This window comes from Piscinibacter sp. XHJ-5 (genome assembly GCF_029855045.1).
GTDB lineage: Bacteria > Pseudomonadota > Gammaproteobacteria > Burkholderiales > Burkholderiaceae_C > Albitalea.
Genome location: NZ_CP123228.1, coordinates 2,017,359 through 2,035,337 on the forward strand (window position 1 = coordinate 2,017,359; position 17,979 = coordinate 2,035,337).

Sequence of the window (17,979 nt, forward strand, 5' to 3'; positions counted from 1 at the left end):
ATGTCCGGGCTCAACCTGCCGCTGCCCGCGCTGAGCCAGGTGCAGACCGACTACATCAAGGAAGCTGCGGAGCTCTGGAACCATTCGCTGCAGCGGATGCAGAGCCCGACCGCCGCCAACGATCCCAAAGGCCACGGCAAGCACGCCGCCGATCGGCGCTTCGCCGGCCAGGACTGGCTCGAGAACCCGGCCGCCGCGTATGTGGCGCAGATGTACCTGCTGAACGCACGCACGCTGCTTCAGCTTGCCGAGCAGGTTCAGGGCGACGAGAAGACGCGGGCGCGCATTCGCTTCGCCGTGCAGCAGTGGATCGAGGCCGCGTCGCCGGCCAACTACCTGGCGCTGAATCCCGAGGCGCAGCGCAAGGCGCTCGAGACCAAGGGCGAAAGCATCGCCAAGGGCCTGCAGCAGCTGCTGAAGGACATCCAGCAGGGGCACGTCTCGCAGACCGACGAGACGGTGTTCGAGGTCGGCCGCAACGTCGCCACCACCGAGGGCAGCGTGGTGTTCGAGAACGAGCTGCTCCAGCTCATCGAATACAAGCCGCTGACCGCCAAGGTGCACGAGACGCCGATGCTGTTCGTGCCGCCGTGCATCAACAAGTACTACATCCTCGACCTGCAGCCGGACAACTCGCTGATCCGCTACACGGTGGAGCAGGGCCACCGGCTGTTTGTCATCAGCTGGCGCAATGCCGACGACAGCATGGCGCAGATCGGCTGGGACGACTACATCGAGGAAGGCGCCATCCGCGCCATCCGCGTGGTGCAGGAGATCACCGGCTCGGACCGCATGAACACGCTGGGCTTCTGCATCGGCGGGACCATCCTCGCGACCACCCTTGCGGTGCTCGCCGCCCGCGGCGAGAAGCCCGCGGCCAGCATGACGCTGCTGACCACGTTCCTCGACTTCAGCGAGACCGGCGTGCTCGACCTCTTCATCGACGAGACGAGCGTGCAGATGCGCGAGATGACCATCGGCGCGGCCAGCCCCACCGAAGGCGGGCTGCTCAAGGGCAGCGACCTCGCCTCGACCTTCAGCTTCCTGCGCCCCAACGACCTGGTGTGGAACTACGTCGTCGGCAACTACCTGAAGGGCGAGACGCCACCGCCCTTCGACCTGCTGTACTGGAACAGCGACAGCACCAACCTGCCGGGACCCATGTTCTGCTGGTACCTGCGCAACACCTACCTCGAGAACAACCTTGTCGAGCCCGGCAAGGTGGAGGTCTGCGGCGAGAAGCTCGATTTGTCGCTGATCGACGCGCCGGCCTACATCTATGCCTCCAAGGAAGACCACATCGTTCCGTGGGACGGCGCCTACCGCAACACCCAGGTGCTGAAGAGCAAGAAGCGCTTCGTGCTCGGGGCCTCCGGGCACATCGCCGGCGTCATCAACCCGCCGGCCAAGAAGAAGCGCAGCTACTGGGTCGCCGAAGGCGCGACCACGCCGGCCCATGCGCAAGCCTGGTTCGAGAAGGCCGGCGAGCAGGCCGGCAGCTGGTGGCCCGATTGGGCGGCCTGGCTCAAGGGCCACGCCGGCAAGCTGATCGCCGCGCCCAAGACGCCCGGCAACCGCAAGTACAGGCCCCTCGAGTCCGCACCGGGCCGCTACGTCAAGCAGAAAGCCTGATTTCCTCCCGACCCCCTTCACCCTGGAGACCGACATGACCACCGACATCGTGATCGTCGCCGCCGCCCGCACCGCAGTGGGCAAGTTCGGCGGCACCCTGGCCAAGACCCCTGCGCCCGAGCTCGGCGCCGCGGTCATCGTGGAGCTGCTCAAGCGTGCCAAGCTGAGCGGCGACCAGATCAATGAGGTCATCCTCGGACAGGTGCTGCAGGCCGGCGCCGGCCAGAATCCGGCGCGCCAGTCGGTCATCAGGTCAGGACTGCCGAACGCGGTGCCCGCGATGACGATCAACAAGGTGTGCGGATCGGGCTTGAAGGCCGTGATGCTCGCCACTCAGGCCATTCGCGACGGCGACTCCGACATCGTCATCGCCGGTGGCCAGGAAAGCATGAGCCTGGCGCCGCACGTGCTGCCGGGCTCGCGCGACGGCCAGCGCATGGGCGACTGGAAGCTGGTCGATTCGATGATCGTCGACGGCCTGTGGGACGTCTACAACCAGTACCACATGGGCATCACCGCCGAGAACGTCGCCAAGAAGTACGGCATCGGCCGCGAGGAACAGGATGCGCTCGCGCTGGCCTCGCAGCAGAAGGCCGTCGCGGCGCAGGACGCGGGCAAGTTCAAGGACGAGATCGTGCCCTTCGTCATTCCGCAGAAGAAGGGCGACCCGGTCGTCTTCGACAAGGACGAGTTCATCAACCGCAAGACCAACGCCGAAGCGCTGGCCGGCCTGCGTCCGGCGTTCGACAAGGCGGGCACCGTCACGGCGGGCAACGCCTCGGGCCTGAACGACGGCGCCGCCGGCGTGGTCGTGATGACGGCGAAGAAGGCCGATCAGCTGGGCCTCACGCCGCTGGCGCGCATCGCGAGCTACGCCTCGGCCGCGCTCGATCCCGCGACCATGGGCATGGGTCCGGTGCCGGCGTCCAAGCGCGCGCTGGAGCGCGCCGGCTGGAAGCCGCAGGACCTCGACCTGCTCGAGATCAACGAGGCCTTCGCTGCGCAGGCCTGCGCGGTGCACAAGGAAATGGGCTGGGACACCGGCAAGGTCAACGTCAACGGCGGCGCCATCGCCATCGGTCACCCCATCGGCGCATCGGGCTGCCGCATCCTCGTCACGCTGCTGCACGAGATGCAGAAGCGCAATGCGAAGAAGGGCATTGCGTCGCTGTGCATCGGCGGTGGCATGGGTGTTGCGTTGACCGTCGAAAGGTAATTTGCCCTCAGTGGGAACCCGATTGACCCGATGACCCGCGGCGACCACGCTACGGGGCATCGTGTCGACGGCACAGGATCGAAAAGGAGAGGAACAATGGCTCAAAAAGTAGCGTATGTGACCGGAGGCATGGGCGGCATCGGCACCACGATGTGCCAGCGCCTGCACAAGGACGGCTTCAAGGTGATCGCCGGTTGCGGACCGAGCCGCGACCACGAGAAGTGGATCGGCGAGCAGAAGGCGCTGGGCTACACCTTCTATGCCTCGGTCGGGAACGTGGGCGACTGGGACTCCACCGTCGCCGCCTTCCAGAAGACCAAGGCGGAGCACGGCCCGATCGACGTGCTGGTGAACAACGCCGGCATCACGCGCGACGGCATGTTCCGCAAGATGAGCCGCGCCGACTGGGACGCGGTCATCGAGACCAACCTCACCAGCCTGTTCAACGTGACCAAGCAGGTCATCGACGACATGCTCGAGCGCGGCTGGGGCCGCATCATCAACATCTCGTCGGTCAACGGCGAGAAGGGCCAGTTCGGCCAGACCAACTACTCTGCCGCCAAGGCCGGCATGCACGGCTTCACGATGGCGTTGGCGCAGGAAGTGGCGTCCAAGGGCGTGACGGTCAACACCGTGTCGCCCGGCTACATCGCGACCGACATGGTCAAGGCGATCCGCCAGGACGTGCTCGACAAGATCGTCGCCGGTATCCCGGTCAAGCGCCTGGGCACGCCGGAAGACATCGCGTCCATCGTGGCGTGGGTGGCGTCGGACGAGTCGGGGTTTGCGACCGGCGCCGATTTCTCGGTCAACGGCGGCCTCCACATGGGTTGAGGCAACCCGCCTCGCTTGCCGAGCCCGGCCGCGTGCCGGGCTTTTTTACGGCACAAGCAGCTGCTGCGCGACGGCGTGCCAGGTCGCCATCGAGCCGTCCGATGGCGCAAGGACAGGCGCCTGCTCGAATCCCGAGAAATTGCGTCGCATCGACTCGAGGTACGACGGGTCGTAGTGCGCCACCAGCAGCGCGCGCACCACCTCGGCGATCTGCCCGGCCTTCGCCTTCTCCTGCCAGCCCTTGACGGTCTCGTTGCCGCGCAGCGCGCGCAGCGCATCGAGACGCTCGCAGAAGGCGGGCACGTCCTTGACGAAGAAGTCGTAGTCCTCCATCAGCAGCGCCACGCGGGCCTCGAGCGGCAAGTCGATCCGCAGACACGGCGATGCGCGCATGCGCTCGATCAGCGTTTCCGGCACGCGCAGCTCGCCGACCTTCTTGCTCTCGCTTTCAACCCACACGACACGCGCCGGGTCGAAGCGCCGCAACGCGTCCCAGACCCGCGAGTCGAACTGCTTCTGCGTGGGCTGCGGACTGCCGGGAACCAGCCCGAGCACCGAGCCGCGATGGTTCGCCAGGGCTTCGAGGTCCAGGACCTGCTCGCCGGCACCGTGCAGCGCCTTCAGCAGCCGGCTCTTGCCGGATCCCGTCTTGCCGCACACCACCCGGTACGAGAAGCGCAGCGGAAGCTGCTGCAGGTCGGCCATCACCGCGCGCCGGTATTCGCGGTAGCCGCCTTCGAGCACGTGCACCTTGAAGCCGATCTGGTCGAGCACCAGCGCGAGCGAGCCGCTGCGCTTGCCGCCGCGCCAGCAGTAGACCAGCGGCTGCCAATCCTTCGGCTTGTCGGCCACCTCGCGCTCGATGTGCGCGGCGATGTTGCGTGCCACCAGGGCCGCGCCGCGCTTGCGGGCGGCGAACGGGGAGACCTGCTTGTACTCGGTGCCGACGATGCGGCGCTCCTCGTCGGTGAGGCTGGGCCAGTTCACGGCGCCGGGCAGGCGGTCTTCGGCATGCTCGCTCTGCGACCGCGCGTCGATGACGGTGTCGAACATGTCGAGGCGCTGGATCGCCTCAGGGGCAGTGATGCTGACAACGGGCATGTCGCTGCGCGGTCACGCCTACGGCGTGATCGCGTCCAGGAGCTCGCTCTCGATTTCCAGCTGGCTCTTGTTCTGCTGCAGCGCGGAGCCGTCGATGAGGAAGGTGTCCTCGACACGCTCGCCCAGCGTGGTGATCTTGGCGAGCTGCAGGTTGATGTGGTGCCGCGCCAGCACGCGCGCGATCGCGTAAAGCAGGCCCGAGCGGTCGCTCGTCGACACGCCGAGCAGCCAGCGCTGCGCGCGCTCGTCGGGACGCAAGGTGACGCGCGGGGTGATCGGGAAGGACTTGACGCGGCGCGACAGGCGGCCGCGGCTCGGCTGGGGCAGCGGGCCGGTCGCCTGCAGCGCGTGCGAGAGCTGGTTCTCCACCAGCGCGATCATGTCGCGGTAGTGCGGCTCCATGGTCGGGCTGATCACCTGGAAGGTGTCCAGCGCATAGCCGGCCTTGGTGGTATGGACCTTGGCGTCGAGGATGTTGAAGCCGGCGCTGTCGAAGTAGCCGCAGATGCGGGCGAAGAGATCGGGCCGATCGGGCGAATACACCAGCACCTGCAGGCCCTCGCCCAGCGACGACAGCCGCGCGCGCACCACGGGCTCCTCGCTGTCGACGAAACGGTAGAGCGAGCGCGCATGCCAGGCGATGTCGCCGGCGTCGTGGCGCGCGAAGTAGCTGATCTCCAGCGTCTTCCACAGCGCCGCCTCGGTGTCGGGCAGCAGCGAGTACAGGTTCAGCGTGTGGCGCGCTTCCTTCTTGCGCGCCTCGATCTCGGCGTCCAGGTTCGGCCGCGCGCCGCCCAACGCGCGCAGCGTGAGCCGATACAGGTCCTCGAGCAGCTTGCCCTTCCAGGCATTCCAGACCTTGGGGCTGGTCCCGCGGATGTCGGCCACGGTCAGCAGGTACAGGGCGGTGAGCCGGCGCTCGGTGCCCACCAGCTTGGCAAACGCCTCGATCACGTCGGGGTCGGACAGGTCCTCCTTCTGTGCGATGCGCGACATGGTGAGGTGGCGCTGCACCAGGAACTCGATCAGCGAGGCGTCGTCCTTGTCGATGTCGTGATCGCGGCAGAAGCTGCGAACCTCCTTGGCGCCGAGGTCGGAGTGGTCGCCGCCGCGTCCCTTCGCCACGTCGTGGAACAGCGCCGCCACGTACAGCACGTAGGGGCGGTCCCACTGCGAGGCGAGCTGCGAGCAGAACGGGTATTCGTGCGCGTGCTCGGGGATGAAGAAGCGCCGCACGTTGCGCAGCACCATCAGGATGTGCTGGTCCACCGTGTACACGTGGAAGAGGTCGTGCTGCATCTGCCCGACGATGCGGCGGAACACCCACAGGTAGCGTCCGAGCACCGAGGTCTGGTTCATCAGCCGGAAGGCGTGCGTCTGCCCTTCGCTGGCCCGCAGCATCTGCATGAAGGTGGCGCGGTTGGCAGGGTCGCGGCGCCACTGGCCGTTCATGAGCTCGCGGGCGTTGTACAGCGCGCGCAGGGTGCGTGCCGACAGGCCCTTGGGACCGACCGTCGTCTGGTAGGTGAGGAAGGTCTCGAGGATGGCGTTGGGGTCGCGCTCGTACAGGTCGTCGCTCGCCACCTCCAGCATGCCGGCGCGCTCGAGGAACTTGTCGTTGATCGGACGCATCGGCGCGTCCTGCAGGCCGCTGACCCGCTCCTCGATGTTGAGCATCAGGATCTGATTCAGCTGGGCCACCGCCTTGGCGGCCCAGTAGTAGCGGCGCATCAGCACTTCGGAGGCACGCTGGCCCTTGGTGGCCTGGTAGCCGAAGCTCTCGGCCACCGCCGTCTGCAGGTCGAAGACCAGGCGGTCCTCACGCCGGCCGGCCACCATGTGCAGCCGGGCGCGGATCAGCTTGAGCACGCCTTCGTTGCGCTGCAGCTGCTTGACCTCGAATGCCGTGATCAATCCCCTGGCGGCGAGCTCGTTCCAGTTCTTGCCCAGGCCCGCGGCGCGCGCGATCCAGATGACCACTTGCAGGTCGCGCAGGCCTCCCGGGCTTTCCTTGCAGTTGGGCTCCAGCGAGTAGGGTGTGTCCTCGAACTTCTGGTGGCGCTGGCGCATCTCCAGCGTCTTGGCACGCAGGAAGGCGTGCGCGTCCATCGCATCGGTGTTGGCGCGGCGGAACTGGTTGAACACGCGCCGCGCGCCGCACAGGTAGCGCGACTCGAGCAGCGCGGTCTGCACGGTGACGTCGCGGTGGCTCTCCTCCAGACATTCGGCCACGGTGCGCACGCTGGAGCCGATCTCCAGGCCGATGTCCCAGCAGGCGGTGATCAGGCCCTCGATCGACGAGCGCAGCGCGTCGTTGGCGTGGTCCTGGTCGGGTGGCAGCAGCACCAGCACGTCGACGTCGGAGTGCGGGAACAGCTCGCCGCGGCCATAGCCGCCCACCGCCAGCAGCGCCGCGCCCGGCGGCATCATGGCGTGCTCCCACAGGTCGATCAGCGTCTGGTCGACGTGGCGCGTGAGCGCGCGGATCAGTCGCGTCGCGGCGGTCGACGTGGGACGCGATTCGCGGAAGTGCTCGATCAGCGCGGCCTTGCCCTGCCGGAAGCGCGAGCGCAGCTCGCTGACGCTGCGCGGCGGGCGCGCCGGCTCGCGTGCCTCGGGGACCGCGGACATGGTCAGTGGCCGACCGCGGCGGGCGCCGGCTGCTGCCCGGTCACGAATGCCGGCGGCGGCGGGCTGCCGGCCGAGACCGTCAGCACCTCGTAGCCGGTGTCGGTGACCAGCACCGTGTGCTCCCACTGCGCCGAGAGCGACCGGTCCTTGGTGACGATGGTCCAGCCGTCGGTCATCTCGCGGATCTCGCGCCGGCCGGCGTTGATCATCGGCTCGATGGTGAAGACCATGCCGGGCACCAGCTCCTCCAGCGTGCCGGGGCGGCCGTAGTGCAGCACTTGCGGCTCCTCGTGGAAGTTGCGCCCGATGCCGTGGCCGCAGAACTCGCGCACGACGGAGAAGCCCGCGTTCTCGGCGAAGGTCTGGATCGCGTGTCCGATGTCGCCCAGCCTCGCGCCGGGCTTGACCCTGACGATGCCCTTCCACATGGCCTCGTAGGTGAAGTTGCACAGCCGCTTCGCCGCGATCGATCCTTCGCCGACGATGAACATGCGACTGGTGTCGCCGTGCCAGCCGTCCTTGATGACGGTGACGTCGACATTGACGATGTCGCCGTTCTTCAGCGGCCGGTCGTTCGGAATGCCGTGGCAGACCTGGTGGTTGATCGACGTGCAGATGGACTTCGGGTACGGCGTGTAGCCGGGGGGCGCGTAGTTCAGCGGGGCCGGAATGGCGCCCTGCACGTTGACGATGTGGTGGTGCGCGAGCTGATCGAGCCGGTCGGTGGTCACGCCCGGTTTCACATGCGCGGCGAGCATGTCCAGCACTTCGGATGCGAGCCGTCCGGCGATGCGCATGCCCTCGACATCGGCAGCGGTCTTGATGGAGATCGTCATGGTCAGATTATGTCTACGGCCCGGCGCCGGGGCGCCTTGACTTCACTGCGTGCAGTTGGCCTTGCACGCGATGGCCCGGGGGGCCATTGTCTCACTCACCCCGTAAAATCCCGGGTTCCCACCGGGCAGCCATACCCGGTTCAGGCCTTCACTTCAGCCCCCATCGTGACGTCCAGCCCCAAGCACCTGCAGCACTTCGAGGGGGGCAATGCGCTCTCCGCCTTCCGCGCCCAGGCGCTGTTGCCCAAATTGCAAGCGGTCCATCCGCGCATCAGCGGCGTCCACGCCCGCCATGTGCACTGGGTCTGGAGCGAGGCCCCGCTGGCGCGGGCGATGCAGGACAAGGCGGAGGGCCTGCTGCGCTACGGCGATCCGTACGCCGGGCCGACGCAAGGGCCGCTGATCGTCGTCGCACCGCGCCTGGGCACGGTGTCGCCGTGGGCCAGCAAGGCGACCGACATCGCCCACAACTGCGGGCTGGCGATCAAGCGCGTCGAGCGGGTCACCGAGTACCGCCTCGCGCTGAAAAGCGGCTTGCTGGGCACCAAGGCGCTCGACACCACCGAGCTGCAGGCCGTCGCGGCGCTGCTCCACGACCGCATGACCGAGAGCGTGCTGTGGTCGCGCGAGGAAGCGGCCCACCTGTTCGACGAGCAGCCCGGCAGGCCGATGGAGCATGTCGACGTGCTGGGCCGGGGCCGGGCGGCGCTGGAGCAGGCCAACCGCGAATTCGGCCTCGCGCTGTCCGACGACGAGGTCGACTACCTCGTCGATGCGTTCACCGAGCTGAAGCGCAATCCGACCGATGTCGAGCTGATGATGTTCGCGCAGGCCAACAGCGAGCATTGCCGGCACAAGATCTTCAACGCGAAGTTCGCCATCGACGGCGTCGAGCAGGAGCACTCGATGTTCGCGATGATCCGCAACACCCACCGCCTCGCGCCGCAGCACACGGTGATCGCCTACAGCGACAACGCGTCGGTGATGGAAGGCGGCGAGATCGAGCGCTGGCTGCCGCGCGGCTTCACCAATGCGCCGCAGTACGCGGCCCGGCGCGAGACCGCCCATGTGCTGATGAAGGTGGAGACCCACAATCATCCGACAGCCATCTCGCCCTTCCCGGGTGCGTCCACCGGTGCCGGGGGCGAGATCCGCGACGAGGGCGCCACCGGCCGCGGCTCGCGGCCCAAGGCGGGGCTCACGGGCTTCTCGGTGTCGAACCTGCACCTCCCCGATACCGGCGAGCCGTGGGAGCAGGCGCCCTACGGCAAGCCCGATCACATCGCGAGCCCGCTGCAGATCATGCTCGACGGCCCGTTGGGCGGCGCGGCGTTCAACAACGAGTTCGGCCGGCCCAACCTCGGGGGCTACTTCCGCGTCTACGAGCAGACCGTGGACGACCAGCGCCGCGGCTATCACAAGCCCATCATGATCGCGGGCGGCCTGGGCACCATCTCGGCCTCGCAGACGCAGAAGGTCGCGTTTCCCGCCGGCACCCTGCTGATCCAGCTGGGCGGACCCGGCATGCGCATCGGCATGGGCGGCGGCGCCGCCAGCTCGATGGCCGCCGGTGCCAATGCGGCCGAGCTCGACTTCGATTCGGTGCAGCGCGGCAACCCCGAGATCCAGCGGCGCGCGCAGGAGGTCATCAACCATTGCTGGGCGCTCGGCGAGAACAACCCCATCCTCGCGATCCACGACGTGGGCGCGGGGGGCATCTCCAACGCCTTCCCCGAGTTGGTGGACGGCGCGCACAAGGGCGCCCGCTTCGACCTGAGCAAGGTGCCGCTGGAGGAAAGCGGTCTGGCGCCCAAGGAGATCTGGTGCAACGAAAGCCAGGAGCGCTACGTGATGGCGGTGTCGCCCGAGGCGCTGCCGCTGTTCGAGGCGATGTGCGAGCGCGAGCGCTGTCCGTTCGCGGTCGTCGGCGTGGCGACCGACGAGAAGCAGCTCGTGCTGGCGGATCCTTCGACGGACGACGCCCCGATCGACATGCCGATGGACGTGCTGCTCGGCAAGCCGCCCAAGATGCACCGTGACGTGAAGCGCGTCGCGCGCCGGCTTCCCGAGCTCGACCTCACCGATGTCGTGCTCGACAAGGTGGCCTTCGACGTGCTGCGCCACCCCACCGTGGCCAGCAAGCGCTTCCTGATCACCATCGGAGACCGCACGGTCGGCGGGCTCGATCACCGCGACCAGATGGTCGGACCCTGGCAGGTCCCGGTGGCCGATTGCGCGGTGACGCTGGCCGACTACGCGGGCTTCCGTGGCGAAGCGATGAGCATGGGCGAGCGCACGCCGCTGGCGGCGCTCGATGCGCCTGCGTCCGGCCGCATGGCTGTCGGCGAGGCCATCACCAACCTCCTCGCCGCGCCGATCGAGCTGCCGCGGGTGAAGCTGAGCTGCAACTGGATGGCCGCGTGCGGCGAGCCGGGCGAGGACGCCGCGCTGTACGACACCGTGAAGGCGGTGGGCATGGAGCTGTGTCCGGCGCTGGGCATCAGCGTGCCGGTCGGCAAGGACAGCCTCTCGATGCGCACGCGCTGGAACGAAGGCGAGCAGGGCAAGCAGGTCACTGCGCCGGTGTCGCTGATCGTCTCGGCCTTCGCGACGCTCGCCGATGTGCGGCCCACGCTCACGCCGCAGCTCCAGCCCGGCGACACCACGCTCATCCTGATCGACCTGGGCCAGGGCCGCAACCGCATGGGCGGCTCCATGCTGGCGCAGGTGCTGAACCAGTTCGGCGCCAGCGTGCCCGATGTCGACGACGCGCAGTCGCTCAAGGCGCTGGTCGCGGCGATCAACGAGCTGCGCGCGGCCGGCCGGCTGCTCGCGTACCACGACCGCAGCGATGGCGGCCTGTGGGCCACCGTGTGCGAAATGGGCTTTGCGGGCCATCTCGGCGTGAGCTTGAACGTCGACCTGCTGGTCACCGAAGGCGACGGCATCAGCGACAGCCGCGCGGAGTACGGCGACTCCAAGAACTGGGCCAGCCAGGTCGGCGCACGCCGCCAGGAGCTGACCCTGCGCGCGTTGTTCAACGAGGAGCTCGGCGTCGTCATCCAGGTGCCGACGGGCGTTCGCGACGAGGTGATGCAGACCCTGCGGCGCTACGGCCTGTCCAGGCACAGCCATTTCATCGGCAAGTCCAACGACCGCGGCGTGGTGGAGGTCTGGCGCGACACCAAGGCAGTGTTCAGCGCACCGCTGGCCGACCTGCACCGCACCTGGGACGAGGTCAGCTGGCGCATCGCCCGCCTGCGCGACAACCCGGTGTGTGCCGACGCGGAGCATGAGGCCGCGGGCCGCGCCGACGATCCGGGGCTGCACTGGCATCTCGCCTTCGATCCGGCCGAGCCGGTGAGCGCTCCGCTGGTGGCGACCACGCGTCCCAAGGTGGCCATCCTGCGCGAGCAGGGCGTCAACAGCCACGTCGAGATGAGCCACGTGATGGCCAAGGCCGGCTTCGACGCCTTCGACGTGCACATGAGCGACCTGCACGCCGGCCGCGCGCGGCTCGAGCAGTTCCAGGGCTTCGTCGCCTGCGGCGGGTTCAGCTACGGCGACACGCTGGGCGCCGGCGAAGGCTGGGCCCGCTCCATCCTGTTCAGCCCCGGGCTGGCCGATCAGTTCGCCGCGTTCTTCGGCCGTGCCGACACCTTCGCCCTGGGCGTGTGCAACGGCTGCCAGATGATGGCGGCGCTGGCGCCGCTGATCCCCGGGGCGCAGGCCTGGCCCAGGTTCACCCGCAACCGCAGCGAGCAGTTCGAGGCACGCCTGTCGCTGGTGGAGGTGCTGGACAGCCCGTCGATCTTCTTCAGCGGCATGGCCGGCAGCCGCCTGCCGATCGCTGTGGCGCACGGCGAGGGCTTCGCCGACTTCTCCCAGCGCGGCGACCCGAAGGCGGTGCATCGTGCAATGCGCTTCGTCGACCACCACGGTCGGCCGACCGAGGCGTATCCGTTCAATCCCAACGGCAGTCCCGAGGGACTGACGGCAGTGACCACCGCGGATGGCCGCTTCACGGTGCTGATGCCGCACCCCGAGCGGGTGTCGCGCAACATTCAGATGAGCTGGACGCCGGGCGACAAGTCCCAACCCAGCCCGTGGATGCGCATGTTCGCCAACGCGCGGCGTTTCGTCGGCTGACCCCGGAGGATTCATGAGCAGCGTGAGCTTTCCCAACTGGTTCCCGTGGGCGCCGCAGGCGCTGGACCAGCGCTTCAACAACGGCTGGACCTTCGGCAACGTCAACGTGACCCTCGCCAACTCCCGTGCACCGGAGGTGGAGCGCGAGGTCGTCAGCCGGCACAGCTACGGCCGCCAGATCGGCCGGCTGATGGACGCGGTCGTCAGGATCGCGGCGAAGACCGGAACGCAGGACGATCCGCAGGTGAAGCCCCTGATCGAGCTCGCGCGGCAGATCGAGGACATCAAGGCGAAGGCCAGGCAGGACCGGGCGAAGGACCTGCTGGACGAGTTGAAGCTGCTCAAGAGGACCGATCCGAAGGCCTGGGCCGACTTGATGAAGGCGGTCAGCTCGTAGCCCCATCGATCATCGCGCGAGCGATCTGCGCCGCTGTCGAGGTGAGCTGCGGCAGCGTCGCCACCTCGTCCTCCTCGATCGCCTGAAGGATGAGCTCGTTGATCGCGCCGACGATGCCCATCGCGAACGGCATCGGCAGCGGCGCGGAGCGCGCCGGCGGGGTCGCGGGGCCATTGACCACGTCGAGGATGAACTCGGCCAGCCGCCGGTTGGCGTGCCGCCGCGCCGCCAACCCCTGCGGGCCCAGCCCCAGGATGGCGATGAACAGCGTGCGCAGCAGCATCGGGTTGCAGGCCAGCGTCGACAGGTACGCGGCCATCGCCTGCTCGACCTGCTGGTGCCAGTCGCGCTGGGGATCGATGGCCGACCTGAGCACGGCGAGCGCCTGCTCGCTCGCCACCTCGTACAGCGCGATCAGGCATTCCGCCTTGCTGTCGAAGTGCTCGTAGAAGGTGCGGCGCGACACGCGCGCCTCGGCCGCCAGGTCGGCAATCGTCGTCTCGGCGTAGCCCTTGCGCGCGACGGCGTGAGACATCGCGTCGAGCAGGCGGCGGCGGTGGTCGGTGAGCGGCGGCGCAGAGACGGCGGTGTCCATCGGCGGAGTGGCTGCAAATTGGTACTTGACAGTACCACATCGCAGCGTCACAGTCAGGCGCAGATGGCTGGTACCGATGGGTACCGGTTCATGGACCCCGAGGACACGCCATGACCGAGCTGGTGGTTCGCCGCTTGCTGATCGACCTGGAAACACCCTTCGAGCGGCACTGGAACGGCGGCGATGCCTTTCGCTCGGCCTACTTCAACGCGCTGTCGATGAGCTTTCCGGTCGGCGAGCAGTTCTTCATCGACTCCGTGCGCACGGGTGTCAAGTCGCTGCCCCCGGAGCGCCGCGCCTCGTTCGAGGCCGAAGTGCAGGGCTTCATCGGCCAGGAGGCGACGCACCGGCGCATCCATGCGCTGTTCAACGGGCAGCTCGCGCGCCTTGGCTATGTCAATGCGTGGGAGCCGCGCATCCTGAAGCGTCTGGAGCGCATGAAGGCGCTGACCGATCCGCGCCATGCGGTGGCCATCACCGCCGCCACCGAGCACTTCACCGCCATCCTCGCGCAGCACCTGCTGGAGCATCCGCAGGCGCTCGAAGGCGCGCCGCAGCGCCTGACGACGCTCTGGTTCTGGCATGCCTGCGAGGAGTCGGAGCACCGCAGCGTGGCATTCGACGTGTACCGCGCACTGGGCGGCAACGAGGTGTGGCGCCGGCGCTGGATGCGGCTGATCACGTTCCACTTCACCACCGACGTGCTGCGCCAGACGGCGCGCAACCTGTGGCACGACGGCGAGCTGTTCCACTGGCGCACCTGGCGAAGCGCGGCGAGCTTCTTCTTCGGCGGCCACGGCCTGGTGCGCCACGCCTTCCGGCCCTGGCGGTCCTACTTCCGCGCCGACTTCCATCCATCCCACCAGGATGGGACTCTGGCAGCGCACTGGCTGCGCCGGCACGAAGCCGACTACAACGTCGTCAGAAGCGCTTGACGCGCATCCCCACCCCGGTCCTGTCCCGCAAGCGGAGGAGCAGCCGGGCGAGCGCAAGCGCGGCAGTCGTCGTCACGCCGGCACGACGGTCACCGGCACTCCACCGAGCACCGCGTTGCCCGACAGCGGATCCCACATCCCCTCATCGAGCACGGCATTGAGATTTGCGCCCGGCCGCTCGCTCGCGACACCGAGCTGCGCGCCGGGCAGGTCGTGTCCCCAGCCGTGCGGCAGGCTGATCACCCCCGGCATCATCTGGTCGCTCACTTCCACCTGGGCCTCGATCGTGCGGCCGCCCTTGCCGCTGATGCGCGCGACGGCGCCGTCGGCCAGCTGCAGCCGCTGCGCGTCGCTCGGGTGGACCAGCGCGGTGCAGCGATTCGGCCCCTTGGCCAGCAGCGGCAGGTTGTGCATCCAGCTGTTGTTGGAGCGCACGTGCCGGCGCCCGACGATGACGATCTCGTCGGCCGGCCGCTGAAGGTCGGCCGCGGCGCGCTTCAAGTCGTCGATCAGCATCGCCGGTGCGAGCTCGACCTTGCCGGACGGCGTGCGCAGCATCTCGGGGATGCGCGGCTGCAGCGCGCCGAGGTCGATGCCGTGCGTGGCGGCCATCACCTTGTCGAGGTTGAGCCCGTCGGGCCTGAGGCCGAAGCGGTCGCCGTACGGCCCCATGCGCAGCGACAGGTCGAGCAGGCGCTCCGGGCCGCGCCGCGTGGACAGCGCCTTCAGCACCGCCTCGGTGTGCTCGCCCGCCTGGCGTGCCACGTCTTCGGCGATGGCCTGGTCGTCGAGCGCGAGGACGTCGGCCTTCGCACCCAGGCCCTTGGCGATGGCCGCCAGCCGCATCATCGTCTGCCACTCCGGCTGCTGGCCGGCGGGCACCGGTTCGATGGCATGGCTGTACCGCGCATGGTTGCGGTGCGAGAACATCGGGAACGGCACGTCGTAATGCGAGTCCTGCAGCGGCGACACGCCCGGCAGGATCACGTCGGCGTGGCGCGAGGTCTCGTTGAGGTAGATGTCGAGGCTGACCATGAACTGGAGCTGGTCCAGCGCCGCTGCGAGGCGAGGGCCGTTGGGCGCGGACAGCACCGGGTTGCTCGCGATCGTGATCAGCGCCTTCACCTGGCCCGGCCCCGGCGTCTCGATCTCCTCGGCAAGGCAATTCATCGGCAGCTCGCCGTACACCTCCGGCGCGCCGCTGACGCGGCTCTTCCAGCGGCCGGTGACCACGCCCCGGCCGGTGCCGGGTGCACCGGCGGTGTTGGCGGCAAAGGCGGCGGCCTTGGCGAACATCGCGCAGCCGGGTTCGTCCAGGTGGCCGGTGAGCAGGTTCAGCACGTCGACCAGCCACGAGTTGAGCGTGCCGAACGATTGCACGCAGGTGCCGATGCGTCCGTAGACGGCCGCGCGCTCGGTGCGCGCGAGCTGGCGCGCCAGCTCGCGAATCGTCGGGGCAGGGATGCCGCAGCGCGCGGCCACGCGCTCCGGCGTGAACTCCTTCACCGCCGCCTGCATGGCATCGACCCCTTCCACATGCTCCGCCAGGCGGCCCAGCTTGACGAGGTTCTCGTCGAACAGCGTGTGCACCATGCCGAGCAGGAAGAACGCGTCCGAGCCGGGGCGGATGAAGTGATGCGCGTCGGCCACCTCGGCCGTCTCGCTGCGCCGCGGATCGATGACAACGAGCTGTCCGCCGCGGGCGCGCATCGCCTTGGCCTTGCCGCGGAAGTCGGGCACCGTCCACAGGCTGCCGTTGCTCGCCATCGGGTTGGCGCCCAGCATCAGCAGGAAGTCGCAGCGCTCGATGTCGGGCACCGCGACCGAGAACCAGCTGCCGTACATCAGGCCGCAGGCGAGCTGCTTGGGCATCTGGTCCAGCGTCGAGGCGGTGAACAGGCTCTGCGTGCCCAGGGCACGGATGAGCCGCGCGCCGTACAGCAGGAGGCCGAACTTGTGCGCCGTCGGATTGCCCAGCGTGACCCCGACGGCGTTCCTGCCGTGCGCGGCGATCAGCGGCGGCAAGCGGCGCTCGATCTCCTCGAACGCGTCGTCCCAGCTGCACGGGACGAACCGGCCCTCGCGCTTGATGAGCGGCGTCTGCAGGCGGTCCGGATCCTCGTGCAGGTCCTTCAGTGCGACGCCTTTCGGGCAGATGAAGCCGGCGCTGAACACATCGGCGTCGTCGCCGCGGATGCCCTGCACCTTGCCGTCCTTCATGCGGACTTCGAGTCCGCAGCAGGCTTCGCAGAGCGGGCAGATGCGGTGGTGGATGGTCTCTGGGGTCATGGGCTGTCTCCTGCCGTCCTTATGCCGCCGCCGCGCCCGCCTGTCCGTCACCGAGGCGACGCAGCACCTCCGCAGTGCGGGTGTCGGCCGGGAAGAAGGTCTCGAGCGCGAGCTCGGACAGCGTGATGTCGACCGGGGTGCCGAACACCGTGGTGGTTCCGATGAAGGACAGCACGCCATGCTCGGTCTCGAACTGCAGCGGCACCGCGACGCCGCTGGGGTCGATGGTCGCTCCCCTGGAGCGCGAAGCGTCGAAGGGCATCGCCTGCAGCTCGTGCAGCAGCTCGACCAGCACCGGATCGGCCGACGCCGCGATCTGACGCTGCAGCCGCGCGAAGAGGTGCTCGCGCCATTGCGCGAGATTGACGATGCGCATGCCGAGACCGCGCGGATGAAGGCTGAGCCGCAGCACGTTGATCGGCGGCTTCAGCAGATCGGGGTCGACCTGCGCGAGCAGCAGCGGCACGGTGCGGTTGTGGGCCAGCATGGTCCAGTGCCGGTCGACGGCCAGCGCCGGATACGGCTCATGGGCGTGCAGCACCACGTCGACCGCCTCGCGCGCCGCCGCGAGCGCCGGGTCTTCCAGCGGCCGCTCGCGGTAGATGGGCGCGAAACCGGCTGCCGTGAGCAGCGTGTTGCGCTCGCGCAGCGGCACCTCGAGGCGCTCGGCCAGGTGCATCAGCATCTCGCGGCTCGGCGTCGCGCGGCCGTTCTCGACATAGCTCAGGTGGCGGGTCGAGATGTCGGCCTCGCAGGCCAGGTCGAGCTGGCTCAGCCGCCGGCGCTGGCGCCATTCGCGGATCAGCGCGCCGACGGGCGGGTGGGGCAGGGTGGTGGCTTGCATGGGTCGACGATAGCGCGGCGCGTGCGCCGCTTCCATGACCTCGCAGGTCATGGACCTCGGGGTGCCGGCTGCGCACCATGGAGCCCTTCCTCATCCGACCCCAGGAGTTCGCCATGTCCCTCGTTTCCGTCTCCCCCTTCCTGCGCCGTGTGCTCGTGGCCGATGCGCTGATCAGCGCCGCCGCCGGCCTGCTGATGACGCTGGGCGCCGGGCTGCTGCAGGAGCTGCTCGCGCTGCCCGCCGCCCTGCTGCTGGCGGCAGGGCTCGCGCTGTTCCCGTGGGCCGCCTGCCTGCTGTGGCTGGCCCGCAGGCCGTCGGTGCCGGCGGCAGCCGTGTGGACCGTCATCGTGCTGAACGTCGCCTGGGTCGCCGACTCGGCGTGGGTGGCCCTGGGCGGCAGCTTCCAGCCCAACGCGCTGGGCGAGGCCTTCATCGCCATGCAGGCACTGGCGGTGCTGGCGCTCGCCGAGCTCGAGTTCGTCGGCATGCGCCGGTCTTCGCTGGCGCTGGCCTGAGATAT

At 68.8% G+C, this 17,979-nt stretch carries 13 protein-coding genes; 7 read left to right on the forward strand and 6 right to left on the reverse strand.

Annotation, left to right across the window (positions count from 1 at the left end):
* The 3 genes from phaC to phbB all read left to right on the forward strand — a co-directional run bounded on the left by phaC (position 1) and on the right by phbB (position 3,682).
* Positions 1–1,632, forward strand: a complete 1,632-nt coding sequence (phaC, locus tag P7V53_RS09470) for a class I poly(R)-hydroxyalkanoic acid synthase (RefSeq protein WP_280156473.1) — start codon at positions 1–3, stop codon at positions 1,630–1,632.
* Between the two features lie 34 nt (positions 1,633–1,666).
* A complete protein-coding gene (locus P7V53_RS09475; RefSeq protein WP_280155234.1) occupies positions 1,667–2,848 on the forward strand; it encodes an acetyl-CoA C-acetyltransferase in 1,182 nt (393 codons plus the stop codon).
* Between the two features lie 96 nt (positions 2,849–2,944).
* On the forward strand, positions 2,945–3,682 hold the full coding sequence (phbB, locus tag P7V53_RS09480; protein ID WP_280155235.1) for an acetoacetyl-CoA reductase: 738 nt from the start codon (positions 2,945–2,947) through the stop codon (positions 3,680–3,682).
* Between the two features lie 45 nt (positions 3,683–3,727).
* On the opposite strand, the gene mnmH is transcribed toward phbB, so the two are convergent.
* Genes mnmH through map form a run of 3 tightly spaced genes read right to left on the reverse strand, consistent with a single transcriptional unit; the run spans position 3,728 to position 8,250 of the window.
* Complete coding sequence (gene mnmH / locus P7V53_RS09485) at positions 3,728–4,783, reverse strand: tRNA 2-selenouridine(34) synthase MnmH (RefSeq protein ID WP_280155236.1); 1,056 nt, start codon at positions 4,781–4,783, stop codon at positions 3,728–3,730.
* 18 nt (positions 4,784–4,801) lie between these two features.
* Complete coding sequence (locus P7V53_RS09490; RefSeq protein ID WP_280155237.1) at positions 4,802–7,414, reverse strand: [protein-PII] uridylyltransferase; 2,613 nt, start codon at positions 7,412–7,414, stop codon at positions 4,802–4,804.
* Between the two features lie 2 nt (positions 7,415–7,416).
* Complete coding sequence (gene map / locus P7V53_RS09495; RefSeq protein ID WP_280155238.1) at positions 7,417–8,250, reverse strand: type I methionyl aminopeptidase; 834 nt, start codon at positions 8,248–8,250, stop codon at positions 7,417–7,419.
* Positions 8,251–8,415: 165 nt separating this feature from the next.
* Here map and purL point away from each other — a divergent pair, with 165 nt between their 5' ends.
* Positions 8,416–12,399 carry a phosphoribosylformylglycinamidine synthase gene (gene purL / locus P7V53_RS09500; RefSeq protein ID WP_280155239.1) on the forward strand — a complete coding sequence of 1,328 codons (3,984 nt, stop codon included), beginning with the start codon at positions 8,416–8,418 and terminating at the stop codon, positions 12,397–12,399.
* A 13-nt stretch (positions 12,400–12,412) separates the two neighbouring features.
* On the forward strand, positions 12,413–12,796 hold the full coding sequence (locus P7V53_RS09505) for a hypothetical protein (protein ID WP_280155240.1): 384 nt from the start codon (positions 12,413–12,415) through the stop codon (positions 12,794–12,796).
* Here the strand turns inward: P7V53_RS09505 and P7V53_RS09510 are convergent.
* Complete coding sequence (locus tag P7V53_RS09510) at positions 12,786–13,391, reverse strand: TetR/AcrR family transcriptional regulator (protein WP_280155241.1); 606 nt, start codon at positions 13,389–13,391, stop codon at positions 12,786–12,788. The genes P7V53_RS09505 and P7V53_RS09510 overlap by 11 nt on opposite strands.
* 110 nt (positions 13,392–13,501) lie before the next feature.
* Between P7V53_RS09510 and P7V53_RS09515 the strand changes: the two genes are divergently transcribed.
* Entirely contained in the window at positions 13,502–14,326 is an 825-nt protein-coding gene (locus tag P7V53_RS09515) for a metal-dependent hydrolase (protein ID WP_280155242.1), read from the forward strand.
* Between the two features lie 72 nt (positions 14,327–14,398).
* Here the strand turns inward: P7V53_RS09515 and P7V53_RS09520 are convergent, their stop codons facing one another.
* Together P7V53_RS09520 and P7V53_RS09525 are read right to left on the reverse strand one after the other, a co-directional pair.
* Positions 14,399–16,615 (reverse strand): molybdopterin oxidoreductase family protein, encoded by a 2,217-nt coding sequence (locus P7V53_RS09520; RefSeq protein ID WP_280155243.1) that lies wholly within the window; start codon positions 16,613–16,615, stop codon positions 14,399–14,401.
* Positions 16,616–16,634: 19 nt separating this feature from the next.
* Positions 16,635–17,459 (reverse strand): helix-turn-helix transcriptional regulator, encoded by an 825-nt coding sequence (locus tag P7V53_RS09525; protein ID WP_280155244.1) that lies wholly within the window; start codon positions 17,457–17,459, stop codon positions 16,635–16,637.
* 113 nt (positions 17,460–17,572) lie between these two features.
* On the opposite strand from P7V53_RS09525, the gene P7V53_RS09530 reads away from it, so the two are divergent.
* Positions 17,573–17,974, forward strand: coding sequence for a hypothetical protein (locus P7V53_RS09530; protein ID WP_280155245.1), 402 nt, complete (start codon positions 17,573–17,575; stop codon positions 17,972–17,974).
* Positions 17,975–17,979 lie beyond the last annotated feature (5 nt).

Coding starts and splice junctions, on each gene's coding strand:
- phaC (WP_280156473.1), top strand. CDS start 1: ATGTCCGGGCTCAACCTGCCGCTGCCCGCGCTGAGCCAGGTGCAGACC.
- P7V53_RS09475 (WP_280155234.1), top strand. CDS start 1,667: ATGACCACCGACATCGTGATCGTCGCCGCCGCCCGCACCGCAGTGGGC.
- phbB (WP_280155235.1), top strand. CDS start 2,945: ATGGCTCAAAAAGTAGCGTATGTGACCGGAGGCATGGGCGGCATCGGC.
- mnmH (WP_280155236.1), bottom strand. CDS start 4,783: ATGCCCGTTGTCAGCATCACTGCCCCTGAGGCGATCCAGCGCCTCGAC.
- P7V53_RS09490 (WP_280155237.1), bottom strand. CDS start 7,414: ATGTCCGCGGTCCCCGAGGCACGCGAGCCGGCGCGCCCGCCGCGCAGC.
- map (WP_280155238.1), bottom strand. CDS start 8,250: ATGACGATCTCCATCAAGACCGCTGCCGATGTCGAGGGCATGCGCATC.
- P7V53_RS09505 (WP_280155240.1), top strand. CDS start 12,413: ATGAGCAGCGTGAGCTTTCCCAACTGGTTCCCGTGGGCGCCGCAGGCG.
- P7V53_RS09510 (WP_280155241.1), bottom strand. CDS start 13,391: ATGGACACCGCCGTCTCTGCGCCGCCGCTCACCGACCACCGCCGCCGC.
- P7V53_RS09515 (WP_280155242.1), top strand. CDS start 13,502: ATGACCGAGCTGGTGGTTCGCCGCTTGCTGATCGACCTGGAAACACCC.
- P7V53_RS09520 (WP_280155243.1), bottom strand. CDS start 16,615: ATGACCCCAGAGACCATCCACCACCGCATCTGCCCGCTCTGCGAAGCC.
- P7V53_RS09525 (WP_280155244.1), bottom strand. CDS start 17,459: ATGCAAGCCACCACCCTGCCCCACCCGCCCGTCGGCGCGCTGATCCGC.
- P7V53_RS09530 (WP_280155245.1), top strand. CDS start 17,573: ATGTCCCTCGTTTCCGTCTCCCCCTTCCTGCGCCGTGTGCTCGTGGCC.